We start from the raw sequence: 25,451 nt of genomic DNA, 5'->3' as shown, positions 1-25,451 counted from the left end.
ACAATCGATTGTGTAAAGTAATAAGAAATTCACAACATCGGCTGCCTGTCCGGCAAAATTTCGTGCGAAGTGCTGCTTGAAGCTTCAATGGCCACTACCGGCATGCTGGCCTCGACAAGCTCAACAACGCACGAAACAGGCCGTTTCATTATGATGGATAACAGATAATACTATCTTTACACAAAGCATTGTGTAGTATCTCCCCTTTATGGCTCCCCGAAAAAAACAAGCCCCCGAACCAACTACCACCAGCCCCGTATCGATGGCCGACCTGGCCCGGGAGCTGGGTGTGTCGATGACGACCATTTCCCGGGCCTTGAGCGACCATCACAGTATCGGACCGGCCATGAAGCAGCGGGTGCTCAAGCTGGCCAAAAAGTACAACTACCAGCCCAACCGCCTGGCCTCAGCGTTGCGCAAGGGCAAAAGCCAGCTTATCGGCATTATCGTGCCCTACATTGAGGGCCGCTTTTTTCCCTCGGTAGTCCACGGCATCGAAACGGCCGCCAGCAAGGCCGGCTACAACGTCATCATCTGCCAGTCGAACGAAGACGTGGCCCAGGAGCGGCGCAACCTCGAAATCCTGCTTAGCGCCCAGGTAGCGGGTATTCTGGTGTCGTTGTCGCGCACCACGCTCGATTTTCGCCACTTCGAGAAAGTGCGCAGCCGGGGCCTGCCCCTGGTGTTTTTCGACCGTATCGTGGAGGGCGACAAAGTGAATGCCGTAGTGCTCGACGACCAGGAAGGCGGCTACGTTTCCACACGCCACCTGCTGAGTCAGGGCTGCCGCCGCATTGCCCACCTGGCTGGCCCCCAGCACCTGAACATCTACAAAAACCGCCGCCAGGGCTACCTCGATGCGCTGGCTGAAGCCGGAATTCCCCTCGACGAAGCCCTGATTCATTACTCCGACATGAACCAGGAGCAGGGAATTGCGGCCATGCGCGAGTTGCTGTCTTTGCCCGAGCCGCCCGACGCCGTGTTTGCCGCCGGCGACTACAGCGCGCTGGGCGCCATGCAGGAAGCGCGCCGCCAGGGTCTCACTGTGCCCGATGATATTGCCATTACCGGCTTCAGCAACGAGGCCTTTACGCTCATCGCCGAGCCGGCCATGACTTCCATCGACCAACGTTGCGAGGAAATGGGTCAGGCGGCCGTGCGGCTGCTGCTGGAGGTAATTGATGCCGACGGCGCGCCTTTTACGCCCCGGCAGGTGGCCCTGCGTCCCGAGCTGCTAGTGCGCAACTCCTCCCTGCGGCAGCCCGAAGCCCGGCTGCCGGCCGGCAAACTGGTTAGCTCTTTTACGCCGTAGCGGCTTCCCTTGTGCCCTGCTTTCTGCCCCCCGCTCCGACCCAACCAAAAATTCCTGCCCATGAGAAAAGTATTCCTTTTGCTGTGGCTGTTATTGGCTGCCAACGGCACATTTGCCCAGAAAAGCAAAGTCAAGCTGAAGGGCGCGGGGGCGGTGGAAGCCGCCGCGGTGTGGCCGGCCGCCAAGGCCCAGGCTTGGTACAAAGCCCACCCCTGGATCAGCGGGGCCAACTTCGCGCCCAGCACGGCCATCAACCAGCTCGAAATGTGGCAGGCCGCCACCTTCGACCCCGCCACCATCGACCGGGAGCTGGGCCTAGCCGAGGGCATCGGCTTTAACACCATGCGTGTGTTTCTGCACAGCCTGGCCTGGCAGCAGGACTCCCAGGGCTTCAAAAAGCGGGTGCGCGACTACCTGGCCTTATCCGACAAACACCATATCCAGACCATTTTCGTCTTTTTCGATGACTGCTGGAACAAGGAGCCCAAGGCTGGCCTGCAGCCCGCGCCGAAACCCGGCATCCACAACTCGGGCTGGGTGCAGGACCCCGGCGACCCAGCCTCCCGCGACTCAGCCACGTTTGTACAGCTCAAGCCCTACGTGCAAGACGTATTGCGCGAATTCAGCCACGACCCGCGCATCCTGTTCTGGGACTTGTTTAACGAGCCCGGCAACTCGGGCAAGCGCACGGCCTCGCTGCCGCTGCTGCGCAACGTGTTTGCCTGGGCCCGCGAGGTGCGCCCCGACCAGCCCCTGAGCGTGGGCCTCTGGGCCTGGGATTTTGCTGAGCTCAACGCCGTGCAGATCCGCAACTCCGACATTATCACCTACCACAACTACGAGGACGAGGCCTGGCACCTGCGCGTAGTGCAGTTGCTCAAAACCTACGGCCGCCCGCTGATTTGCACCGAATACATGGCCCGGCCCCGCAACTCGCGCTTTGCCACCATCATGCCCATGCTCCGGCGCGAAAATGTGGGGGCCATCAATTGGGGCTTCGTGGCGGGCAAAACCAACACCAAGTATGCCTGGGACACCCCGCTGGCCGATGGAAGTGAGCCAGTGGAGTGGTTCCACGAGGTGTTCCGGCCCGATGGCACGCCCTACCGCCAAGACGAGGTAGACCTGATTCGGAAGCTGAACGGCAAGTAGCAGCTATGGGTACCTGGCTTCGTTGGTCGCTACTATTGCTGCTCCTGAGTCTGGTGGCTGGCTCCGCACCGGCCCAAATGGCTGCGCCGGCAACGGCAACTTTCACCAACCCGCTGCTGCCCGCCGGGGCCGACCCGTGGACTGTTTACCACAAGGGCTATTACTACTACACCCACACCACCGGCATCAACATCACGCTCTGGAAAACCAAGTCCCTAACGCAGCTGGCAACGGTGCCCGGCCAAGTCGTGTGGACGCCGCCGGCCGCTGGGCCCAATTCGCGCGACATCTGGGCCCCGGAGCTGCATTTCATCGGGGGAAAGTGGTACCTCTACTATGCCGCTGACGCCGGTACCAACCAAACCCACCGCCTCTGGGTGCTCGAAAACAGCGCGGCCGACCCCACGCAGGGCACTTGGGTGAGCAAGGGCCAGCTTACCGATGAAACAAACAAATGGGCCATCGACGGCTCGGTATTCGAAGACCAGGGACGGCTCTACCTGCTGTGGTCAGGGTGGGAGGGCGACACCAATGGGCGGCAGTGCATCTACATTGCCCGCCTGCAAAACCCCTGGACGGTAGCCGGGCCGCGCAGCAAGATTTCGACGCCGGTGTACTACTGGGAGCGGGATGGCGACCTGCACGACCCCCAGAACCCGCCCCACGTGGATGTGAACGAAGGCCCGCAAATCCTGCGCCGCGGCAACCGGCTGTTTCTGGTGTACTCGGCCAGCGGCTGCTGGACCGATTCCTACGCTCTGGGCATGCTCTCGGCCACCGCCGGCACCGACCTACTGCAGCCGGGCGCCTGGGCCAAGTCGCCGGTGCCGGTGTTTCGGCAGGATACCGCGGCGGGCGTGTACGCGCCGGGCCACAACTCCTTCTTTACTTCGCCCGACGGCCGCCAAAGCTGGATTCTCTACCACGCCAACAGTCAGCCCGACCAAGGCTGCGGCAACCGACGCAGCCCCCGCATGCAGCCCTTCACCTGGCACCCCGACGGCACTCCCAACTTTGGCCCGCCCCAGCCCGCCGGCAAGCCGCTGCCCCGGCCCTCGGGCGAGTAGAAGCGGTGTAACTCGGAATAACGTCTGGGCGTCATTCCGAGCATTCTGCGCTTCAAGCAGAGTCCGAGGAATCTTGCGTGCTGACGTTGTTGATTATTGTTGGAAAGGAACGTCATGCTAAACTGGCCGAAGCATTTCTACCACAATAGTATATGATTGGCATTGCCCGCGAAATGCTTCAGCTCCGCCTCTGGATGACGGTCTAAAATCAAAAAAACTGGCAACCTGCCCTCATTATTCACCTTTCAGCCTTCCCCGCCGTGACAAACTTCTCAGGTATTCGTGTGAAAATTCTGGTGGCGCTGAGCGCCGGAGCGAGTCTGCTAGCCGGCTGCCAGCGCCCGACGGCCACTACCACTACTGCTACTGCAACCCGCGCCAGTGAGGCAGCCGCAGCAGTAAATTTGCCCAATCCCGTGCTGCCCGGCGACTTTCCCGACCCCTCGGTGGCCAAAGTAGGCAACACGTACTGGGCCACGGCCACGTCGTCAAACTGGGGCCCGGCCTTTCCGCTGCTCAAGTCGACGAACCTGAAGAACTGGGAGCTGGTGGGGCACGTGTTTCCGGAGGGCCCGCCGGCCTGGGCCGACTATTACTTCTGGGCCCCGGAAATCAGCCAGGAAGAAGGCAAAACCTACATCTTCTACACGGCCCACAAGCGCGGCGGCAACTTGGCCGTGGGCGTGGCCAGCGCCGCCCGGCCCGAAGGCCCCTACACCGACCACGGCCCGCTCGTGGGCCAGCCCGTCGGCTCGATTGACGGCTTCCCGATGCGCGACGAAAATGGCCAGCTATACCTGATCTGGAAGGAAGACGGCAACAGCGTGCAGCAGCCTACGCCCATCTGGGCCCAGCGCCTGAACGACGCGCGCACGGCGCTGGTAGGGGAGAAGCAGGAGCTGTTTCGCAACGACCCCGCCACTTGGGAAGGCAACCTGGTGGAAGGCGTGTCGATGGTGCGCCACGGCGGCTATTTCTACGCCTTTTATGCCGGCAACGGCTGCTGCGGCCGCGGCTGCACCTACGCCACCGGCGTGGCCCGGGCCAAAAACCTGCTGGGACCCTGGGAGAAATTCGCGCAGAACCCGGTGCTGGTCAACAACGACACCTGGAAGTGCCCCGGCCACGGCACGGCCCTAGAGCATGAGGGCCGCTGGTATTTGCTGCACCACGCCTATCAGGCTGGCAGCCAGGAATTCGTAGGCCGGCAGGGCGTGCTCAGCGAATTCACCTGGACCGATTCCGGCTGGCCCGCCTTCCGGGGCGGCAGCACGCCCGTTGCCGCCGAAGCCGCGCCGCCGCGCCGCTTCACCGATGAGTTCGAGGGTAAAACTCTGCTGCCTACCTGGCAGTGGCCTATCGAGCAGCGGCCGGTGTTTACGCTCACGGCCGGCCGCCTACAGCTCTCGGCCCGCCCCGACCACGCCGGCGCAGCCCTGGGCCAGAGCACCACCACGCCCGCCTACACTGCTACTACCACGCTGCTCAACCCGGCCGCCCTGCCCACCGGCAGCCGGGCCGGACTGGCTGCCCACGGCGACCCGGACAACGTGCTGGCCCTGCTCACCGATGGCAAAAAGCTCTTTCTAACCAAAACCGAAAAAGGCCAGGCCACCGTGCTGGCCGAAGCGCCACTGCCGGCCTCTAAGCAGTCGGTACAGCTGCGCCTACAGGCTCGGGAAGGCAGCCAGTTTACGTTTGCCTGGAGCGCCAACGGTACCAGCTGGCAAAACCTGCCGGCCGGTGGCACGGCCGTCGATGGGCGCTTCCTGCCGCCCTGGGACCGGGGTATTCGGGCGGGGCTGCTGGTGCAGGGCCCGGCCACGGCCAGTGCCAGCTTCGAGAGTTTCAGCCTCCTGCCCCAGCCGTAGCCGGCAGGAGAAAGTGGCGGACGAATGCAGCCAGTAGGGTAAACTGCACTGGCTGGTCGAGCAACAGAGCGTGAAAAATATGGCTAACTGCCTATTTATTCTAGCTTTAAGGACCAAAACGCGCCATTGGGTCTTGGCTGGCTTCGGCGTTGCTCCAGCTTCTGAGGTGCGGGGCTGTTTGGCAGCTGCTCCACTTCGCTTCTTTCCATCTTTTGCCTCTCAACGTACCGGTATGAATACGTCTACTTCCAGCGCCACCCTCACCGCCGCCGACCCAGGCTTGAGCAGTGAAGATCTGGCCCCGATTGAGCTTGCGCAGCGCAGCTGGGGCACCGGCAACTACGCGGCCCTCTGGATCAGTATGAGCCTGTGCATTCCGACTTACATGCTGGCCAGCTCCCTTATCGAAGGCGGTATGAACTGGTGGCAGGCCTTGCTGACTATTTTCCTGGGCAACACCATTGTGCTGCTACCCATGCTGCTCAATGGGCGGGCCGGAACCAAGTACGGTATTCCGTTTCCGGTGCTGGCCCGGGCCAGTTTCGGAGTGCGTGGGGCCAATATTCCGGCCTTGCTGCGTGCCCTTATTGCCTGCGGTTGGTTTGGCATCCAAACCTGGATTGGTGGCTTTGCGCTGTACCAGATGAGCGTGCTGTGGGTGCCTTCCCTGGCCACGCTGCCGGCCGTGTTTCCCGCGTCCTGGGGCCTGGCAACGGGGCCAGCCATCCTGTTCTTCATATTCTGGCTGCTCAATATGTACGTGGTGTATCTGGGCGTCGAAAGCATCCGGAAGCTGTTGGTGTTCAAGGCGTTTTTTCTGCCGGTAGCAGCTCTGGCACTGCTGTGGTGGGCTATTTCGGCCGGCAACGGGTTGGGCCCGATTCTGGCGCAGCCCGCCAAGTTCACGAGCAGCGCCGCGTTCTGGGCGTTTTTCTTTCCCTCCCTCACCGGCATGGTGGGTTTCTGGGCCACTCTCTCGCTCAACATTCCCGACTTCACGCGCTATGCTACCAGCCAGCGGGCCCAACTGCTGGGGCAGGCCCTGGGGCTGCCCACGTCCATGACGGTTTTTTCCTTCGTGGGCGTGGTCGTCACGTCGGCTACGTTTGTCATCTACGGCAAAACCATCTGGGACCCGGTGGTGCTGGCCGGTAAGTTCGATAGCAAAGTACTGGTGAGCGTGGCTATGCTGGCCGTGGCCCTGAGTACGCTGGCTACCAACATTGCCGCCAACATCGTGAGCCCCGCCAACGACTTTGCCAACGTGGCCCCGGAGCGGATTTCATTTAAAACCGGTGGCTACATCACCGGCGTCATTGGCCTGCTGATTTTCCCCTGGAAGCTCATTGCCGACCCCTCAGGCTTCATCTTTACCTGGCTCGTGGGCTACTCGGGCCTGCTCGGGCCCATCGGTGGCATCATGCTGGCCGATTATTACCTGCTGCGCAAAGAGCACCTCGACGTGCCCGAGCTGTACCAGTACCACGGCCAGTATGCTTACCGCAACGGCTACAATATGCGCGCTGTCGTGGCCCTTATCATCGGCATTCTGCCCAACATCCCGGGCTTTCTGGCCGCCATCGGCGCCGTCGACAAGCAGACGCTCTGGCCCGCGCTGGTGGCCATCTACGATTACGCCTGGTTTGTGGGCTTCTTCGTGTCAGGCGGTATTTATATGCTGCTCATGGCCCAGGAACAGCGGGCCCCGGCCAGTGAGATGGTGAAATTGTGAGATAGTGAGTTTGACGTTCAACGGCCCGCGTCATTGCGAGCAACGCGAAGCAATCCGTCCTCTGCGCAGGTAGGCACGTCCTGTTGCCAAAAAGCCCTTTACTACCGCGGTAGTAAAGGGCTTTTTCGCTTGCCTGCGTATCGTTTCCCGACTGCCCCGTGTTCTTCAGGAGCAGCCATGAAAACTGTGATAGGTCCTCGTGAAAAGCGTGAAATATCCCTCACAGTCGTGACAGGCGCCCCGCGCTTTTCACGAGGACCTGTCACAGTCGTGACAGGTACGCCGTCCTTTTCACGAGTACTTGCCACGACTGTGACAGGTGCCCCGCGCTTTTCGGGAGTGCCTGTCACAGTCGTGGCAGATGCTCCGCTCTTTGCCCGGGTGCCCGCCACGGTTGTGTGGGCCTGAATACTGTCGGCCCGCCTGTTGAGGCTTCGTCGAATAGCCTGCGCATGACGAAGCAGGATGGCGGGGAAAACTAAAGAGAAAGCCCCACGCTACTTCGCGTCAGGGGCCAGCCGGATGTAGCTTAGCTCACTGATAACCAGCCCGGCTTCAGATTTTATCTTGATGCTGCTGAGCGTCTGCGTCGGGAAAAAGAGTTCCGTGAGGGCCGTCAGGCCGTTGTCGGCGAATACTTCTACCGAGCTGGCATCGACGAGCAGCGTGAGGTCGGCGGCGGGAGTGGTGGCGCGGCGGGGGCCGGGGTGGCGGCCCGCGAATGTGGAGCTGAAGCCAGCCAGCCCGGCTTTGCTGCGGTCGACGTAGTATTCGTTGGCTTTCTTATCGTAGCCGATGACCAGCTCTTCGCCCTTGGTATTGGCCAGCACTAGGGCAAAATCGGTGAGCTGCCGGGTGCTGAGCTTCAGCTGGAATTTGTCGCCGAGGCCGGACAGCTTGCCGCTTAGGTCCAGCTCTTTGCTTACGGTCAGGTTTTGCAGCGTTACGCCGCCGGGCTGCATCAGTTGCGCTACTTCCTTCACTGGCTGCGAAGTCAGAAACACCTCCTGGCCGACTTTGCGCAGGGCCAGCTCCCGGGGCACGGTCATGGCGTTGCGCCAGGGCGAGGTGGGCACCTGGTTGGCGTATTCCCAGTTGCTCATCCAGCCCTGGAAGATGCGGCGCGGGCCGGTGCCGGCGTAAGTCACGCCGGCGTAGTTGTCCTTGCCGTAGTCTACCCACCGGGTTTGGGTGCTGGCAGGCGTAAACTTTTTACCGTCAAACTGCCCGATAAAGTACTGCGTGGCCGAGCCGCCGTTGGGCCCGCCGGGGTTGATGCTGACCAGCAATACCCACTGCTGCTTGCCGTCGAGGGTGAGCGGAAACAGGTCGGGACATTCCCACACGCCGCCGTGGGCGCCGAGCTTCTCACCAAACTCACTTTCCTTGGTCCAGTTTTTTAGGTTGGGCGAGGAGTAAAACGTAATCCGGTCTTTGGTGGCCAGGGTCATAATCCACTTCTTAGCCACGGTGTTCCAGCTCACTTTCGGGTCCCGGAAATCCTGGATGCCGGGGTTGGGCAGTACGGGGTTGCCGGCGTATTTCGTCCAGGTCTGGCCCTCGTCGAGGCTGTAGGCCAGGCTTTGGTACTGGTGCTTGTTGGTTTTTTTCTTTTCCTCCGGGTCGTTGTGGTGGGTGAAGATGGCCACCATGGCATTCTTGCCGAAGCCCGCCGTGTTGTTCTCATCGATGACAGCGCTGCCCGAGAAAATCCAGCCCAGCTTATCGGGAAACAGCGCAATGGGCTGCTCCTGCCAATGCACCAGGTCTTTGCTGGTGGCGTGGCCCCAGTGCATCGGGCCCCACACCATAGCTTCGGGGTAGTGCTGGAAAAAGAGGTGGTAGGTGCCCTTATAGTACACCATGCCGTTGGGGTCGTTCATCCACATTTTGGCCGGCGAGAAGTGGTAGCTCGGCCGGTACTGCGGCGTGGCCGGCGGCAGGGGCGCGGCCGTCTGGGCCTGGCTTAGCTGCGCCACCAACGACAGGGAAAGGGCCAGCAGGAAGGATTTTTTCATGGGCGGAATAAGAAAGGTCGGTTGTTTAAAAGCACGCCAGATAGAGCAGCCCGTTCCGGATGTAGCTACGAAACGTGCTGTGCGGCCAGTAGCGCGTGTACCTCGGCCTCGGTGAAGGCGGGCGTGGCCCCGAGGTGGGTGGCTACCAGCGCGCCGGTGGCACAGGCAAAGCGCAGGCATTCGCCCGGCTCCTGCCCGGCCAGCCAGCCCTTTAGCAGGGCGGCCAGGAATGAGTCGCCGCTGCCGATGGTATCTTTCACCTGCACCGGCACGCCGGGGGCGCGGTAGAGCTGGTTGTTGGTCCAGAGCAGGGCCCCATCGGCCCCGCAGGTAACGCACACGGCCTGCAGTCCGAAGCGGGTGGCCAGCCACTGCATGGCGGCGGCCTTGTCGGTTTCGTGGCCAAACCAGCTCATGATTTCGGCCAGCTCGTGGTGGTTCATCTTCACCAGATCGGCCTTGCCGAGCAGGTATTTCACCACTTCCTTGGAGTAGTGCGGCGGGCGCATATTCACGTCGAATACCCGGAAGCGGGCATGCTCCAGCAGGCGGTAGAGCGTTTCGCGGGTGGCCGGGCTGCGGGCCGAGAGGCTCCCGTACACGAACATGGCGGCTTGCTCCACCAGCGCGTCGAGGGTGGCCTCGTGCTGCACGTAGTCCCAGGCTACGGGGTGCACTATCTTGTAGGTTACCTCGTTGGCGTCGTCCACGTTGGCTTTTACCACCCCGGTGAGGTGGGTTTTGCCGCGCTGCACGTAGTCGGTGCCCAGGCCTTTGCTGGCTACGAAGTCGAGTAGCTCGGTGCCCAGCTCGTCATCACCGACGCGGCTGATAAGCCGGGCCGGCACACCCAGTTGGTGCAGGTGCACGGCCACGTTGAAGGGCGCCCCGCCGGGCTGCCGGCCGGTGGGCAGCACGTCCCAGAGTATTTCGCCGAAGCAGACTATGTTTTTAGACATGAGAACGTAGAGTTAGGAGAACGTCATGCTGAGCTTGTCGAAGCATCTCTACCACAGTGCTACTTAATTACTGTGGCAACGAAGCGTTAAAGATGCTTCGACAAGCTCAGCATGACGGACTGGCTAGATTTAATGCACAACGAGCGTTTTTTCCAACTGCTCCAAGCTGGTGCCTTTGGTTTCGGGCATGAAGCGCCACACGAAAATCAGCTGCAGCACCATCATCGAGCAGAAAAACAGAAAGGTGTGGCCGCCGCCGAGCTTCTCGGCGAAGTAGGGGAAAGCAAAGGCAATAATGGCGGCCAGCACCCAGTGGGTAGAGGAGCCTAGCGCCTGGCCCTTGGCCCGCACCGTGTTGGGGAAAATTTCGGAGATGAACACCCAGATAACGGCCCCCTGCGAAAAGGCGAAAAAGGCAATGTAGACGAAGAGCAGCACCGGTACCAGCATGCCATTCAGCTCGCTGAAATCCTGGGAGTAAAAGGAGCGGGCCACCAGGCCTAGCGTGGCAATGAGGCCGAAGGAGCCGATAAGCATGAGCTTGCGGCGGCCAAACCGGTCGATGAAGTTCATGGCCAGCAGCGTGAAGAGAAAGTTGACCAGCCCGATACCGGCCGACGAGAGCAGGGCCGAGCCTTTGCCCAGGCCGGTCATTTCGAAGATGCGCGGGGCATAGTAGATAATGGCGTTGATGCCCGAAACCTGGTTGAACACCGCAAACAGCACCGCCAGCAGCACCGGCGTGCGGTACTGGCGCGCAAACAGCGACTCGCCACCGGCCGCTTCGTCGGCCGCGTTGCTGGTCAGGATGGTGGTTACCTCGGCGTCGGCAGTATCGGGGCTGATGCGGTGCATGATGGCGCGGCCTTCCTCCACGCGGCCCTGGCCCAGCAGCCAGCGCGGACTTTCGGGCACCCGGAACAGCAGCAGGAAAAACGCCAGGGCCGGGAAGGCCTGCACGCCCAGCATCCAGCGCCAGTCATTTTCGCCTACGCCGGTCAGCAGGTAGTTAGAAAGGTAGGCCGTCAGAATGCCGAACACGATGTTGAACTGAAACATAGCCACCATCCGGCCCCGCTTGGCGGCTGGCGAGACTTCAGAAATGTAGAGCGGGGCCGTCACCGACGAGGCGCCTACGCCCAGCCCGCCCAGAAACCGGAAAAGCATGAACAGAATCCAGTTCGACGTCACGGCCGCGCCCACCGCCGATACTAGGTAGAGCACGGCAATGCCGATGAGCGTCTGGCGGCGGCCAAATTTATCCGAAGGAATACCGCCGAAAATAGCTCCGAACACGGTGCCAATTAGGGCAATGGCAATGGTGAAGCCGTGCTCCACGGCGCTCAGCTGCCAGAGCTGCTGAATGGCCTTCTCGGCTCCGGAAATTACGGCCGTATCGAAGCCGAAGAGGAAGCCCCCCAGCGCCACGACCAAGGACCAGAAAAAGACGTTGCTGTTTTTCATTAGAAATGTAATTCGTTGCCGTGCGCCTCACCCCCTAGCCCCCTCTCCGAAAAGGAGAGGGGGAACTAGCTAGTTGTTAGAGCTAGTCTGGTAGGTGCGGAACTGAAAAGAATAAGACTAAAAGCTAGTTCCCCTCTCCTTTTTCGGAGAGGGGCTAGGGGTGAGGCGAACTACCAGCCCGGATTCTGCTTGTAGACGCCTTTGCTGAAGTTGATCTGGTTGAGCGGAATGGGCAGGTATTCGTCGCGGCCCTTGGTGAAGCGGGCGTCGCGCAGGTACTGGCGCTTGGCTTTTTCCTTGTCGAAGTAAGCGTTCAGGTAGTCGCCGGCAATGCCCCAGCGCACCAGGTCGAAGAAGCGGAAGCCTTCCATGGCAAACTCCATCCGCCGCTCGTAGCGCAGGGCCTGGCGGGCGTAGTCCTGGGTCCAGTTGGCAGCCGGGTATTCGCCGATGAGGTAGTTGGAAATGCCGGCGCCGGCGGCGTTTTTGAGGCGGGCGGTGCTTTTCTGAGCCCGCGCCCTGATCTGGTTGATGAGGGGCCGGGCTTCGGCGGCGCGGTTGAGCTCAATCAGGGCCTCGGCCTTCCAGAGCAGCACGTCGGCCAGCCGGATCAGCGCCCAGTTTTTGGAGGAGCTCATAAACGGCGGCGTTTTCTGAAAGCTCGGGTCGGAGGGCAGCACGTTTTCCTTCATCGACATATACACGCCGTAGGTGTTCTGGTCGCGCAGCCAGGAAGTTTCAAACACGAACGTGGGCGCGTACTTGTAGGGATGGCTCGGAATGGCTACCGTGTGGTCGAGGCGCGGGTCCACGGTGTTGTTCTGGAAGTCGGCCGGGGTGGTCAGGTCCGCGTTGTTGAAGGTGGCAAACAGCGGCAGACCCTGCGCGTCGGTCTTGAAGGCGTTGACCAGGTTCTGGCTGGGCTGGTGAAAGCCGCAGCAGCCGTAGTCGGGGTTCATGGGGTAGCTCAGCTCGTTGCCGCGTTGGGTGCGGCCCTTGGGCGTGCCGTCGTTGCGCGAAAACTGGATGGCAAACACCGACTCCGAGCCATTGTCGCCTGCAGTCAGGAAGTTGGTGGCAAAGTCGGGGTGCAGCGCGTGCTTCGGAATTACCTGGTCGCAGAGCGTTACCACTTCCTGCAGCCTGGCCGCGTCGATGCTGGTTACCGCGTGGGCGTCGTTCTGCACGTAGGCCTGGTAGAGCAGGGTTTTGGCCAGGTAAGCCCGGGCCGCCGCCTTATTGGCCCGCCCAATTTCGGGCTGGTTATCGGGCAGGTTGGCCACGGCAAAGCGGAAGTCGTCGGCCAGCTTGGTCCACAGCTCGTCGTTGCTCAGCGCCACGTTCGAAACAGTAGCGTACTGGTCGGTGGGCACGGTTTCGTCGATGTAGGGCACGCGCTTAAACAACTCCTTGAGCAGGAAATAGTAGTGCCCGCGCAGGAAGCGTACCTCGCCCTGACGCACGGCCTTGGTGGGCATAGCCGTGGCATCCACGGCGTTGAGGCGGCGTAGCGCGTCGTTGCAGCGCGAAATGCCGATGTAAATCAGAAACCACAGCTCGTCGGTGTTGCCCACGTCGACGCGGTTGAAGGTAAAGGTTTCGTAGAAGTGAAACGCGTCCACGTCGGCCGTGCCGTTGCCGCCCTTGTAGGCGTCGCCGCCGCGCACGTTGCCGTAGGGCCACATGCTGGTGTAGGGGGCGCGGTACACGTCGTTGCCGAGCTGGGAGTAAGCGGCAATAACCTGCTTGTCGATGTTGGCCGGCGAGTTGAGCTGCTCGTCGCTCAACGCCCCGATGGGCTGCACGTCGAGAAAGTCCTTATCGTTGCAGCTCACTGAGAGGCCAAGCAGCGAAAGCGCCAGAATGCTGGATTTGAAGAATTTCATGGGAATTGGAGACTAGCGCGTGGTTAGAAGGAAACGTTGAGGCCGGCGGTGAAAATGCGCGGAATCGGGTACTGGTAGTTGGTTACTTCGGGGTCGGCGCCGGTGAACTCCTTACTCTTGATGGTGAAGAAGTTCTGGCCTTGCACATATACCCGCACGCCCTGCAGCTTGTAGCGGCCGGTGAGGCTGGCCGGCACCGTGTAGCCCAACTGCAGGTTGCGCAGCTTTAGGTAGGAGGAGTTTTCGATGAAGTAGGTAGAGGCGCGGCCTTCGTTGTTGGTGTTCAGCAGCGTAGCGGCCGGAATGGTGGAGCCGGAATTGGTGGGCGTCCAGGCGTCGAGCAGGCGGGTGCCCCAGTTTTCATTGGAGGCAATGGAGGCAAAGTCGGTGCGGAACTTGGCGTTGTTGAAGGAGTAGATGCCCTGCACGCCCTGCAGGAAAATCTGCAGATCGAAGCCCTTGAAGCCCGCGCCCAGGTTGAGGCCGTAGCTGAAATCGGGCACGCCTTCCGTAATCCAGGTCTGGTCGAAGTTGTCGACTTTGCCGTCGTTGTTGAGGTCTTTGTAGCGGATGCGGCCGGGCGCCGCGCCAGTTTGCGTGGCGTGAGCGGCCACCTCACCCTCGTTCTGATAAAGCCCGTCGGCCACGTAGCCATACACGGCATTGATGGAGTGGCCCAGGCGGGTAACGTCCTGTCCGTTGCCGCCGTAAGCGTTGATTACCTCGGCGGGCAGAAACGTCAGCTCGTTGCGGTAGGTCGAGAGGTTGCCGGTGATGCTGTAGGTCAGCCCGTTTTTCAGCTCGCTCTGGTAGCCGAGCAGAAACTCCCAGCCTCTGTTTTGGATGGAGGCCCCGTTCACGAATTGGTCACCACCTTCGCCTACCACGGCCAGGTAGGGCAGGTTCACCAGAATGTCCTTGCTATCCTTCACGAAGTAGTCTACCGAGCCCGACAGCTTGTTGTCGAGCAGGCCGAAGTCGACGCCCAAGTTGGTCTGGGTGGTGGTTTCCCACTTCAGGCCGGGGTTGGGCCGCTGAAAGCGCCGGTAGCCCGAGGGCAGGTTGGTGTCGTTGCCGTAGATGTCGTAGGCCGTGCCCCGGTCATACTCGAAGTTGGGGTCGATGGTGCCCAGCAGGCTCTGGTAGAGGCCCCGGGAGGCGAAGTTGGCAATGTCCTGGTTGCCGGTCTGGCCCCAGCCGGCGCGCAGCTTCAGGTCGGAGAAGGTGGGTACGGTGTTTTTTACGAAGGTTTCCTCGCTTAGCCGCCAGCCGCCCGACACCGCCGGAAACACGCCGAAGCGGTTGTCCTGGCCGAAGCGCGAGGAACCGTCGCGCCGCAAGGTGCCCGAGAGCAGGTACTTATCGGCGAAGGAGTAGTTGATCTTGCCGAACGTGGACGCCAGCCGGTAGGCCGTAGCCCCGCCGCCGTTGTCCTTGTTGGCCGCGCCCCCGTCGAGGTAGGCGTAGTCGGGGTCTTCGCTGGCGAAGTTGGTGCGCGAGGCGTAGCTGCTCTCGTCGTAGTAGCTGATGCGCTCAGCGCCGACTAGAAAGTCGAGCTGGTGCTTGTCGGCCAGCAGCAGGTTGTAGCTCAGCGTGTTCTGCCACACCCAGTTGCCCCAGAACCGCTCGTTGTTGGTCACCCGGTTGTTCTGCTCCGACAAAAAGCCGGCCTTGTAGGTCTTGTAAATCTGGCGAAACCGGTAGATGCTGTAGTCGATGCCGAAGCTGCTGCGCAGGTGCAGGCCCTTGATGATTTCGGCGTCGGCAAAGACGTTGCCGAAGGCCCGGCCGGTGTTCGAGCGGTTCTGCTGGTTGTCAGCCAGCAGGCGCAGCGGGTTGTCCCGGTCACTCATACCGGCCACCGGCCCGCCCCAGCCCACGCCGTCTACAGTATGCACCGGCACGATGCTGGGCAGCTGCGTGGTCCGGTCGCGCACCAGGTTCAGGTCAAACTCGGCCCGCTCCGACTTCACCAGGGTCAGGTTTTCGCCCACTTTCAGCTTGCCGTCCAGGAAGTTATAGTCCGAGTTGAGGCGGGCCGTCATCCGGTCGAAGCCCGAATATTTGAGCGTGCCCGTGTTCTGGTAGTAGTTCACCGAAAACAGCGCCCCGCCCCGTTCCCCGCCGCTGCTCACGTCCAGGTTGTAGCTCTGAATCAGGGCGTTCTGCTGGGTTTCCTTGAACCAGTCAGTGTCGGCGGCCCGCATAGTTTTCTCCGCGTCGATAAACTCGGTGGTGCCCACGCCGTCCAGCACCGGCCGCCCATCGGGGCCTAAATGGCTCTGGAAAGTGTAGTAAGGCAGCGCGGGCGTGCCGCCGTCGTTGGTTTTGGCCTGCCAATACACGCGGCCGTAGTCCAGGGTGTTGAGTAGCTCGATGTTAGGCCCCGGCTTCTGCACCGTGAAGAAGGTCGAGAAATTAACCCGGGTGGCGCCTTTCTTGGCCTTTTTGGTCGTGATGATAATCACCCCGTTGCCGGCCCGGGAACCGTAGATGCTGGCCGCCGAGGCATCCTTGAGCACCTGAATACTCTCGATGTCGTTTTGGTTGATCTGGTTGATGCCTTCCTTGGTCGGGATGCCGTCGATAACGTAGAGCGGGTCGTTGTTGCCGAGCGTACCGATACCGCGAATCCGGACGGTAGCCGCGCTGCCTGGGGCGCCGTCGGTCGTAATCTGCACGCCCGGCACGCGACCCTGCAGGTTGCGGGTCACGTCGTTGGAAGCCATATCCTTGATTTCGTCGGTTTTGATGACGGCCACCGCGCCGGTTAGGTCGGCCTTGCGCTGCACTTGGTAGCCGGTCACGACTACTTCATCCAGCGCCTTGGCGTCGGGCAGCAGCCGGATGCTGAGGTCGGTGCGGCCGGCCACGGCTACTTCCTGGGTCAGAAAGCCCACCGACGAAACCACCAGTGTGGCACCGTCGGGCACGGTGAGGGTAAACCGGCCATCGGGGTCGGTAGAAATGCCGTTGGTGGTGCCCTTTACTACTACCGTCACGCCGGGCATTCCTTCGCCTTTCTCATCCGTTACGCGGCCACTGATCTTGGTATCGGCCAGTTGGCGGGCGCTGATTTCAGCGGCGGCGGCGGCGGCCTGTGCTGGCTCAACAGCGGCCAGCGGCAGGGTCGTGAGCAGCGTCGCGGCCATGGCCCGGCGCAGGGTTGGTACTCGTTGTTTCATGGGAGTTGGTGGGTTAGGAGCGAATAGAAAGGCGCGGGCCCGGCGGGAGAGTGGCCAGGCTGCAAACGTTTGCAATGGCGGGCCGGCAGCGGGGCTACATGAGTTAGTCTGCCCACGGCCTCCCCGGATTGCTGCTCAAAGGTGGCGGGCAAACGGCCGGTGGCGCGTACTCTATTCGTTCAAATAGTTAAAGAATTGATTCATAACCTGCTTTGATCGTAAGGTGTTGTTTATAAGAATTTTGTATATAAAAATAGCCGGGCTGTATTGGCCCGGCTTTCAGTATTGATACCTGATTTCAAGAAATGATACATGGGTCTAAGGCCAGCATATGGAGCCTTGAGCTAAAAACTAAAAAGCTTGTTCCCCTCCTCATCTGAGAAGGCGAACAAGCTTTTAGCTTCAGGGCTTTCCCTTATCCGGCAGTAGTATGCAGCGCCCGGAACTCGGAGGGCGACACCTGGTAGCGGGCCTTGAAACTGGTCGAGAAATAGGAAGGGGAGGAGAAGCCCAATTGGTAGGCTACTTCGGCAATGGTCAGCTCGTCGTCGAGCAGCAGCTGGCGGGCCTTAGTAAGCCGGATGCCCTGAATGAAATCGGTGACACCCGTGCCCAGCACGGCCTTCACTTTGCGGTAGAGCTGCACCCGCGAAATACCCAGGCTGCGGCCAATATCCTCCACGCTCAGCTCCGAGCGACTCAGGTTGGCTTCCACAATAGCCGTGAGGTCGGCCAGGAACTTTTGGTCCACGCGTTGCGGGGCCACCGTGGCCGTGTCCACACTCAGCTGGCGGCGGAAATGCTCCCGCTGCCGGGCGCGGTTGGCCAGCAGGGTACGCACGCTCTCCAGCAGAAAGGCCGGGTTGAAGGGCTTGGTCAAATACAGGTCGGCCCCGGTTTGCACGCCTTCTACCTGCTGCTCGGGCGCACTGCGGGCCGTGAGCAGCACTACCGGAATGTGCGAGGTGCGCCAATCTTCCTTGAGCTGGGCCACCACGGCCAGCCCGCTGATGCCCGGCAGCATTACGTCGCAGATGATAAGATCGGGAATGGCTTCGGCGGCCATTCGCAGCCCGTTTTCCCCATCGGCGGCCGTACTCACCTGAAAATGGGGCCGTAGCTTCTGCACCAGAAAGGCGTTGACGTCGGGGTTGTCCTCAATAACGAGCACCAGCGCCTCGCTGCTGGCTACCGGCCCGGTGTCGAATGAATCGGCAGCGGCCAGGGGCTGAGTACCCACGGCGTCCTCGTCAATAGCAAAGGCGGCCGAAGGCAGCACCGGCCCGGCTGCCTGCGTGGTAAGGGCCTGCGGCAGCACCTCCGGCAGCGTGACCACAAACGTGCTGCCCTGCCCTGGCTGACTCGTGAACGTAAGCTGCCCCTGGTGCAGACGGGTGAGGCCCAGCGCCAGCGCCAGTCCCATGCCCGAGCCCTTGGCTACCGACTGCTGCCCTTGGTAAAACCACTCAAAGATGTGGGCCTTGTCGGCTTCCGAAATGCCGGCCCCGGTGTCTTCCACGCTCACCCGCACCGTGTGCTCGGCTGGCACGCGCTGAATGCTGACGGTAATCTGGCCCCGGTCGGGCGTAAACTTGAGGGCGTTGCTGAGTAGGTTGAAAAACACCTTATCCAGAATATTGCCGTCGAACCAGATTAGGATGCCGGGCTCGGCGGGTAAAAAGCGCAGACTGATGCCGCGCTGCCGGGCGGGCCGCTCAAACACGTCCATGATTTCGCGCACGAAAGCCACTAAGTTGCCCTCGGCGGCCCGCACCGGCATCTTGCCCACGTCAATCTTGCGAAAATCCATGAGCTGATTTACCAGTTGCAGCAGGCGCTGGGCGTTGCGCCGGATTAAGCCCAGGTCGTGGCGCTGGGCCGGGGGGAGGGAGGGGCCGCTGCTCAGCATTTCCTCCACCGGCCCCAGAATAAGCGTGAGTGGGGTGCGCAGCTCGTGCGAGAAGTTGGTGAAGAAGCGCAGCTTGGCCTCGGTTTCCACTTTGGCCCGCTCCGCGAATTCCTGGATCTGGTTGCGTTGCGAGAGTATCTCCCGGTTCTGCTCGCCCAACTGCCGGTTGATGCGGCGGTTGGCCCGAAACGCCCGCCATACCAGCAGCCCCAAACCGGCCGCGCCCAGCAGCGCCGCCGCCAGCACATACAGCACCGTTTGCTGACTGGCATAGGTGTCGCGCTGCTGCTGCAAGAGCTGCTGCTGCCGCTGAATATCCTGCTGCTGTCCGGCCAGCTTCTCGGTTTGCAGCTTCATGGTCAGCACATTGGTCGAGTCGATAACCATGGTGCTGAGCGTATTTTCCTTGGCGTAGGCTTCCTTGCGCAGAATCTTCATGGCCACCCGGATGGCTTCTTCCCCGCCCGGCGGATACAGCAGCGTGGCGCTCAGAATACCGTCTTCCACGAACTGAATACCCCCGTGCGGCCCCGACAGCCCATCCACCCCAATCACCCGAATACGGTGGTCGAGGCCCAACTGCTTACACACTTGGTAAGCGCCCAGCGCCATCCGGTCATTATGCGCAAAAATTAGATCAACTTCCGGGTGCCGGCGCAGCAGAGCGGGCAGGTGCTGTATTACCGAGGGCCGCTTCCAGTCGCCGTGCAGCTGGGCAGCAAGCTGCACGCCGGGGTAGGCGGCCAGAGCTTGTACAAAGCCCTGGTGCCGGTCGACGGCCGGGGACGCTCCGGGGGCGCCCAGCACCTCCAGCACCTGGCCCCGGCCCCGCAGCAAGCTGCCCACGTAGTTGCCGGCGGCCTGGCCCACTTCCAGGTTGTTGCCGCCTACGTAGGCCGTATAAAGTTTGGATGTGGTGCGCCGGTCCAGAATTATCACCGGGATGCCCCGGTTGAAAGCTTCCTCGACAATAGGTGTAATCGGCTCAGCCTCATTGGCTGATACAATCAGCAAATCGATTTTCTCGCGCAAAAACTCCCGGATTTGCTGGCGTTGCAGGCGACTGTCGTCGTGGGCGTCCTTCATCCGGAAGCTCACTTCAGGGTAAAAGCTCAACTCCTTTTTCATGCCCGCCAGCATGGCCTGACGCCAAGCGTCGCCCATTGTGCACTGTGAGAAGCCAATGCGGTAAGTGGGCGCCGGCTCCGCTGGTTGGCAGCTATGCAGCAGCAAAGCCAGCGCCAATAACATACTAAAGCATCCGCCCCATTGCTGGCTGCCGGAAAGCCACTTCCGTCGAAACAAGTTGGGCCATACGGAGCGGAGTAAAGTCATGCTGGCATTGAAAAAGCAGAGGATCTGTCAAAGCTAAAAAAGCCTGCCGGGCTTTGCACTTTCCGGCCTAAATAATGGTGGCGCTTTGCCTGCCCATCAGCGACGGGCCGAATCCGCTTAGGAATCGGTTTATTTAGTGCCACACGATAACAGCGGCAGTCGATTTATCTGTTGTGCGTGGCAAACTAAAGTACAGGAGCTAGTTTCAAAGTGGCTGAAATCTGGTTTCCGGAATCGTTTGTTATTTTCCTTGTTTCAGAACAATTGTCTGATAGTCAATTTAATATCAAAAAGGTGAGTAAGCACTTACTAAAAAATTTTGGCATTATAGTGCGGGTATAAAATTCATGTAGTAATATTGTCTCAGTCAACAGCCAGCTAATCCCCCCGGCTGGCTGATGACTACAAAATTCCCACGCCCTGTTTACCAGATGAAGCCCCACCCCATCTGGCAATAACTACTGAGAAATCAACCGGCTCTCCCACTCAGCAAGTTGACCCATCGGTATCCCAAAATCTATAGTCGGCCGAATCGGTTTCCCACCGGTTCGGCCGGTTTGTTTTCGACCGGTTCGTTCCGCCAGGGCACAAGTCGTTGGGAAACACCGTCGCGACGCAGAAACTAAGGTGCCGCACAGAATGCCGCCACGGACGCATATGGCCGGCTTACCGGATGATAGTCTTCATGCGCTCGGAAGGCTTGGCTAGAGCAACTTTGGTCACAATGGCTGGCACCGAAACAGAAAGCTGACCATTATGGCTACTGGCGCAGCTAACTAGATAAACAGGTTAAATGCTACTGCCCCAAGCCGCGCAACTGGTACTGGTTTGCGCAAAGCAAAGGGCACAAAAAAAGGCGCCCCACCCGGAACGCCCTTTCAATGAATCGTAACCGGCGAAAATTCCCACCCAACGCCGGTCCGATCCTTTATCGTAAGCTGCTAATAAGTCCCACTAAATGGACAACTCATTCTCAGTGCTTTATCTTCGTTATTGCTTCCCTGATATGTATCGGCCTCCATTCGAGGCCCGGCATTCAACCAGATTAAGTGTCAAGGCAGCGGTGTTATTGCGCCTTGTTCTATAATACTAAGGTAGGGCAAGGACCGGCCAGTTTCCACTACTATTTTTGCCAATAATGATACTGTATTGACCACGTTTACGGAAGCTTGTCCCTGTATCTTGGTATTATAGCACTAGCTAGCCGCGAAACTGCAATTTTGAACCAACAAAGCTCTTGATGGAAGATTGTGCCGGCTCATGCAGTGCGCAAAAGTAGAGCAACGCGTTGCGCTGGCATCGAGCAAAATGCTTCAGCTTACCGCAGCGGCAAGTCGAGCTGCGGTACTCCTATATATAAGAGTATATAATAGCGTTACAACAAATCAACAGAGGACCGCGCTAAAGCTAGTGTTGCTAACAGGCAAAACTATCTGAAATCAGGTGGGCAGGGGCGGAGCGGGCAGGGGCATCCAGTGCGTAACGCCTTTCACGTATCGGTCGACGCCGTGCGGGTCGGGCATCACGAACATGTGGGCCGACTTGGACGCATTGGACGGTTTGTAAGTGGCAACCGTTATTTCCAGCCACGAGGACGGCACATATACCAACACCTGCTGATTGGGTTGGGGGAGTACCAGCGCGCGGGCAATCCAGGGGGAAATGGTGGCAGATGGCATACACTTCCTTGCGAGGGTGAGGGGCAAAATTACGTAAGGACGGCCAGAGTAGGGGCACTGCCGGAAAATCAGCCCGCAAAAAGGCCCTGACCAGTTGGTCAGGGCCTTTTTTATCTTTCAGTAGAGTAGTCGATATTAGCTTTTGGCTTTCAGCTTCTCTTTGCCTTTGCCGTGCTTCTGCATTTTTTCTTCGCGCAGCTGGGCATATTTGGCAGCTTGGTCGGCGCTGAGCACCTGCCGGAGCTGGGTTTCGAACCGGTCCCGCAGAACCTTCATTTCCTGGCGCTTGGCCGGGTTCTTATGATCAGTGCCGTATTTGGCTTTAGCCGCCTGCTGTTCCTGTTGGTAGGCTAGGTTTAGTTGGCGTACGCGCTGAGCCTGGTCGGTGGAAAGGGCCAGCTTTTGGGTCAGCTGCCGGGTGAAGTGGTCGGCCTGCTGCTCCGGGGTTTTGGGAGTATGCTTAGCTTTGCTGGCTTCGGTTTTCACCTTGGCTTTTTTCAACGGGGCCTGGGCCGAAGTAGCACCGGCAGATAGAGAAAAGGTAGCGAGCAAAAGGAGGAGCTTATTCATGGTAGCGAGAGTAAGTTTCAGGAAAGAAAGGACGCATGCTAGCTGCCGGAGTGGCTGCCGAAAGCTCTTTTGCAACTTAGGTGCCAACCTTTGCAGTGAGTAAGGCCGGTATATAGGCAGACGCCGAAGAATCAGAGATTATTAAAACGAGGTTAAAAAAAACTAGGTCGTACGGCCGACTTTGCGGTATTTTTGTCGTTGTCACTCCCCGCGCCGGCGCCTTGAAGCAGCTTACTTCTCTTGTGCTTTTGTTGCTGTTCCTCTACAACACGGTAGGGTTCTATCCGGCATACACGTGGCGGCAGCACCAGTTTCGGCGGGAGGCCGAGCACCAGCGCCGCGCCCAACTACCCGATGCAGCCCTGACCCGCGTACAGGTAGCCCGCACACCGCTGGCCGGTGCTGAACTGCAGTGGCAGGAAGCCAACGAGTTCCGGTGGCGCGGCCAACTCTACGACGTGGTGCGGCAGCGGGCCGATGCCGACAGTATCACCTATTTCTGCTGGCACGACCAAGGCGAGGAAAAGCTGCTGGCGGGCCTGCAAAAGCACCTCGACCAGCTCACGCACCCCGACCAGTCGGCGGGTAAAACGGCCCGTAAGCTGTTCGACCACCTGTTCAAGCTGGCCTTTTTCCCTGTTTCCGCTCCCGACGTGGCAGTAACGGTGCGGCCGATGGCCAACCGCTCTTACCACCACCTGGAGGCGGCGCTGCTGACATGGCCGGCTACAATAGTGCTGCCCCCGCCAGAAAGCTGGCTAGCCATTTCCTGACCTAGTCTTTCTGCTGGCATTGTGCAACTGCTGAAACCCAGCAGGCACTGCCTTGTATGCCTGCGGCAAAGGACTGATACGCCCCAGAACTGAGTCTGAGCGGCTTTTGGCGGCTTAAGCTGCCGTGGCTTTTTGCCCATAATCAAGATGAGTAACCCGCCGGCCGTAGCCGCGCCGGGTGCCAACCCATAGGCCCTTGCGGGCCGCAACCTATTCGCATTTCATGAAATCAATTGTATCCGGGGTGCTCCTGCTGTGGGGCTCACTCTTCTTTTGCACGGGCGCCATGGCCCAATTCACCACTGCCGGCACCGTAGTCGACCAGCAGACGCGCCAGCCGCTGGTGGGCGCCGTGGTAGCCGCCAGCTCGGCCACCGCCGCTACTACCGACAAGGACGGCCGCTTTCAGCTGACTTCCAGCGAGGAGTTGCGCACGGTGAAAGTGCAGTATTTGGGCTATGTAGCCCAGAATGTGCCCATTAAAGCGGGCAGTGCTGCCCCGCTGACCATTGCCCTGGAGCCTTCCAACACGGGCCTGAGCGAAGTGCAGGTGGTGGGCTACGCTAACGAGAAAAAGCTACTCGAAACGCCTATTGCGCTCAGCATCGTGACCGAGAAGGACCTGCAGCGCAACAACACCATCTTCCTGCAGAACACCCTGAACCAAGTGCCCGGCGTGCGGATGAACGTACGCAGCGCGGCCTCCCAGTCGAACCTGGTGATTCGCGGTATCGGCAGCACCTACGGGCGCTTCAGCATCCGGGGGATCAAGCTGTATCAGAACGGCATACCGCTGTCGGAAGCCGATGGTACAACTTCGCTCGACGACCTGGACTACACGACCCTGGGCCGCATCGACGTGATTAAAGGTCCGGCTTCGAGCATCTACGGCGCTACATTGGGCGGCGTGGTGTCGTTCCAGACGCGCAAGGCTGCTCCCGGCACCAGCATCAATCTGGGCACCACCGTGGGCAAATACGGCCTGTTTCGGACTAACACTGGCTTTGGCATCGGTACCGATAAAGTGAACCTGCTGGTGAATTACGGCCACCAGGAAACCCGCGGTTTCCGCGACGACCACTCCAACAGCCGCAAGGACTTCGTGACCGTGGCCGGCGACTTCTACGTGAGCGAAAAGCAAACTGTGAGCGTGCTGGGTACTTATACCAACCAGCACGACAACTACGCCGGCGAGCTGGACAGCACCGATTTCTTCACCAACTACACCAAGCTGGCCCCGGCCTACAAGCTCAAGGACGTGGGCGTGGACGCGGAAATCACCCGCCTGGGCCTCACGCACACCTACCGCTTCACCAGCAACTTCGCGAATACCACCAGCCTGTTTATGGGCACCTCGTATTCGCTGAGCCCTTCGGAGCCGAGCTTTACCCACACCCAACGCGGCAAACGCGGCGTACGCAGCGTATTTACCTACGCCCCGCAGCTGGGCAGCGTGCAGACGCGCTTTGCCCTGGGCACCGAGTACCTCTCAAACCAGGACAACAACAAGCGCTACGCCATTTCGGCCGCCGGCGTCTCCGGCGCCCTCACTGCCGACCAGGAAGTGCGCTCTACCCAGCTGAACACGTTTGCCCAGGCCGAAGCTTCTATTACCGAGCACACCACCCTGACGGTGGGCGCCAGTTACAACGTGGTGAGCTACGATATTCAGGACCTGCTGTTCCGTGCCAATCCGCAGTTGAGCCTGACCGGCTACCGCCAGTTTAAGCCCACCGTAACGCCCCGCGCGGCGCTGATTCACACCTTTAACGACCAGTTTTCGGTGTTTGCGCAATACAGTTCTGGTTTCTCGCCGCCTACCAGCGCCCAGATTTCCCTGTCGAACGGCCCGATTAACCCCAACTTGAAGCCCGAAACCAACGACAACTTCGAGTTGGGCTCGCGCGGTACTTTGCTGGGCAACAAGCTGAACTACGACGTGACGCTGTTCCGGATGAAGGTGAAAAACGGCCTCGTGCAGCAGATCAATGCCGACAAGGTGACCTACTTCGTCAACTCCGGCGCCTCGGAATACCAAGGTGTGGAAGTGGCGCTGTCGGGCAACTTGGTGGATGCCGAAAAAGCCGGCGTGCTGACCCAGGTGCGGCCCTTCGTGAGCTACAGCTACACCGATGCCGAGTTCAAAGACTACAAGGCCACGACTGGCGACTTCGCCGGCAAGCAGGTGACGGGCTCGTTTAAAAACCTGTTTACGGGTGGCCTCGACCTCGAAACCAAGCCCGGTCTCTACCTGAATCTGACCGCGCAATACACGGATAAAAGCCCGATGTCGGACAGCAACAACCGCTTCTCGAAGGCTTACTGGCTGCTCAACAGCAAAGTAGGCGCCCGCGGTAAAGTAGCCGGCCACCTGAGCTACGACGTGTTTGCCGGCCTCGACAACATCACCGATGAGCGGTACGCCGTGTCCATTGCCCTGAACCAGACTACGCCCGTTGGCAAGCCCACGTTCTTCAACCCCGGCATGCCCCGCAACTGGTATAGCGGTGCCAATCTGAGCTATACTTTCTAAACAAAC

Annotated in this window: 15 protein-coding genes; 7 read left to right on the top strand and 8 right to left on the bottom strand. The window is 60.2% G+C overall.

What is annotated here, in order from left to right; all coding sequences use genetic code 11:
• Positions 1–208: 208 nt before the first annotated feature.
• The 5 genes from LGH74_RS07725 to LGH74_RS07705 all read left to right on the top strand — a co-directional run bounded on the left by LGH74_RS07725 (position 209) and on the right by LGH74_RS07705 (position 7,134).
• Complete coding sequence (locus LGH74_RS07725) at positions 209–1,312, top strand: LacI family DNA-binding transcriptional regulator (protein ID WP_226174171.1); 1,104 nt, start codon at positions 209–211, stop codon at positions 1,310–1,312.
• 60 nt (positions 1,313–1,372) lie between these two features.
• Positions 1,373–2,464 carry a glycoside hydrolase 5 family protein gene (locus LGH74_RS07720; RefSeq protein ID WP_226174169.1) on the top strand — a complete coding sequence of 364 codons (1,092 nt, stop codon included), beginning with the start codon at positions 1,373–1,375 and terminating at the stop codon, positions 2,462–2,464.
• A gap of 5 nt (positions 2,465–2,469) precedes the next feature.
• A complete protein-coding gene (locus LGH74_RS07715; protein ID WP_226174167.1) occupies positions 2,470–3,531 on the top strand; it encodes a glycoside hydrolase family 43 protein in 1,062 nt (353 codons plus the stop codon).
• A 260-nt stretch (positions 3,532–3,791) separates the two neighbouring features.
• Positions 3,792–5,402 (top strand): family 43 glycosylhydrolase, encoded by a 1,611-nt coding sequence (locus tag LGH74_RS07710; protein ID WP_226174165.1) that lies wholly within the window; start codon positions 3,792–3,794, stop codon positions 5,400–5,402.
• Between the two features lie 232 nt (positions 5,403–5,634).
• Complete coding sequence (locus tag LGH74_RS07705) at positions 5,635–7,134, top strand: NCS1 family nucleobase:cation symporter-1 (RefSeq protein WP_226174163.1); 1,500 nt, start codon at positions 5,635–5,637, stop codon at positions 7,132–7,134.
• 497 nt (positions 7,135–7,631) lie between these two features.
• Here LGH74_RS07705 and LGH74_RS07700 read toward each other — a convergent pair whose 3' ends face one another.
• The 8 genes from LGH74_RS07700 to LGH74_RS07665 form a co-directional block, all read right to left on the bottom strand.
• Entirely contained in the window at positions 7,632–9,152 is a 1,521-nt protein-coding gene (locus LGH74_RS07700) for a glycoside hydrolase family 32 protein (protein ID WP_226174161.1), read from the bottom strand.
• Between the two features lie 65 nt (positions 9,153–9,217).
• Positions 9,218–10,111, bottom strand: a complete 894-nt coding sequence (locus LGH74_RS07695) for a carbohydrate kinase family protein (protein WP_226174159.1) — start codon at positions 10,109–10,111, stop codon at positions 9,218–9,220.
• 129 nt (positions 10,112–10,240) lie between these two features.
• The gene (locus tag LGH74_RS07690; RefSeq protein WP_226174151.1) at positions 10,241–11,575 is read right to left on the bottom strand and encodes a sugar porter family MFS transporter; all 1,335 of its coding nucleotides are present in this window, start codon (positions 11,573–11,575) and stop codon (positions 10,241–10,243) included.
• 170 nt (positions 11,576–11,745) lie between these two features.
• Positions 11,746–13,461 (bottom strand): RagB/SusD family nutrient uptake outer membrane protein, encoded by a 1,716-nt coding sequence (locus LGH74_RS07685; protein WP_226174149.1) that lies wholly within the window; start codon positions 13,459–13,461, stop codon positions 11,746–11,748.
• 23 nt (positions 13,462–13,484) lie between these two features.
• A complete protein-coding gene (locus LGH74_RS07680) occupies positions 13,485–16,646 on the bottom strand; it encodes a SusC/RagA family TonB-linked outer membrane protein (RefSeq protein ID WP_226174147.1) in 3,162 nt (1,053 codons plus the stop codon).
• Positions 16,647–17,061: 415 nt separating this feature from the next.
• Positions 17,062–19,806, bottom strand: coding sequence for a substrate-binding domain-containing protein (locus LGH74_RS07675; RefSeq protein WP_226174145.1), 2,745 nt, complete (start codon positions 19,804–19,806; stop codon positions 17,062–17,064).
• A 1,523-nt stretch (positions 19,807–21,329) separates the two neighbouring features.
• On the bottom strand, positions 21,330–21,569 hold the full coding sequence (locus tag LGH74_RS07670) for a DUF551 domain-containing protein (protein WP_226174143.1): 240 nt from the start codon (positions 21,567–21,569) through the stop codon (positions 21,330–21,332).
• Positions 21,570–21,704: 135 nt separating this feature from the next.
• A complete protein-coding gene (locus LGH74_RS07665; RefSeq protein ID WP_226174141.1) occupies positions 21,705–22,139 on the bottom strand; it encodes a DUF4890 domain-containing protein in 435 nt (144 codons plus the stop codon).
• A 242-nt stretch (positions 22,140–22,381) separates the two neighbouring features.
• Between LGH74_RS07665 and LGH74_RS07660 the strand changes: the two genes are divergently transcribed.
• Positions 22,382–22,912, top strand: coding sequence for a hypothetical protein (locus tag LGH74_RS07660; protein WP_226174139.1), 531 nt, complete (start codon positions 22,382–22,384; stop codon positions 22,910–22,912).
• Positions 22,913–23,135: 223 nt separating this feature from the next.
• Positions 23,136–25,445: a TonB-dependent receptor gene (locus LGH74_RS07655; protein ID WP_226174137.1), complete on the top strand. Its 2,310-nt coding sequence runs from the start codon at positions 23,136–23,138 to the stop codon at positions 25,443–25,445.
• Positions 25,446–25,451 lie beyond the last annotated feature (6 nt).

Source organism: Hymenobacter lucidus, from assembly GCF_020447265.1.
In the GTDB taxonomy this organism is placed as follows: Bacteria; Bacteroidota; Bacteroidia; order Cytophagales; family Hymenobacteraceae; genus Hymenobacter; species Hymenobacter lucidus.
This window is presented reverse-complemented; position numbering and strand designations above follow the sequence as displayed.

Coding starts and splice junctions, on each gene's coding strand:
- LGH74_RS07725 (WP_226174171.1), top strand. CDS start 209: ATGGCTCCCCGAAAAAAACAAGCCCCCGAACCAACTACCACCAGCCCC.
- LGH74_RS07720 (WP_226174169.1), top strand. CDS start 1,373: ATGAGAAAAGTATTCCTTTTGCTGTGGCTGTTATTGGCTGCCAACGGC.
- LGH74_RS07715 (WP_226174167.1), top strand. CDS start 2,470: ATGGGTACCTGGCTTCGTTGGTCGCTACTATTGCTGCTCCTGAGTCTG.
- LGH74_RS07705 (WP_226174163.1), top strand. CDS start 5,635: ATGAATACGTCTACTTCCAGCGCCACCCTCACCGCCGCCGACCCAGGC.
- LGH74_RS07700 (WP_226174161.1), bottom strand. CDS start 9,152: ATGAAAAAATCCTTCCTGCTGGCCCTTTCCCTGTCGTTGGTGGCGCAG.
- LGH74_RS07695 (WP_226174159.1), bottom strand. CDS start 10,111: ATGTCTAAAAACATAGTCTGCTTCGGCGAAATACTCTGGGACGTGCTG.
- LGH74_RS07690 (WP_226174151.1), bottom strand. CDS start 11,575: ATGAAAAACAGCAACGTCTTTTTCTGGTCCTTGGTCGTGGCGCTGGGG.
- LGH74_RS07685 (WP_226174149.1), bottom strand. CDS start 13,461: ATGAAATTCTTCAAATCCAGCATTCTGGCGCTTTCGCTGCTTGGCCTC.
- LGH74_RS07680 (WP_226174147.1), bottom strand. CDS start 16,646: ATGAAACAACGAGTACCAACCCTGCGCCGGGCCATGGCCGCGACGCTG.
- LGH74_RS07675 (WP_226174145.1), bottom strand. CDS start 19,806: ATGTTATTGGCGCTGGCTTTGCTGCTGCATAGCTGCCAACCAGCGGAG.
- LGH74_RS07670 (WP_226174143.1), bottom strand. CDS start 21,569: ATGCCATCTGCCACCATTTCCCCCTGGATTGCCCGCGCGCTGGTACTC.
- LGH74_RS07665 (WP_226174141.1), bottom strand. CDS start 22,139: ATGAATAAGCTCCTCCTTTTGCTCGCTACCTTTTCTCTATCTGCCGGT.
- LGH74_RS07655 (WP_226174137.1), top strand. CDS start 23,136: ATGAAATCAATTGTATCCGGGGTGCTCCTGCTGTGGGGCTCACTCTTC.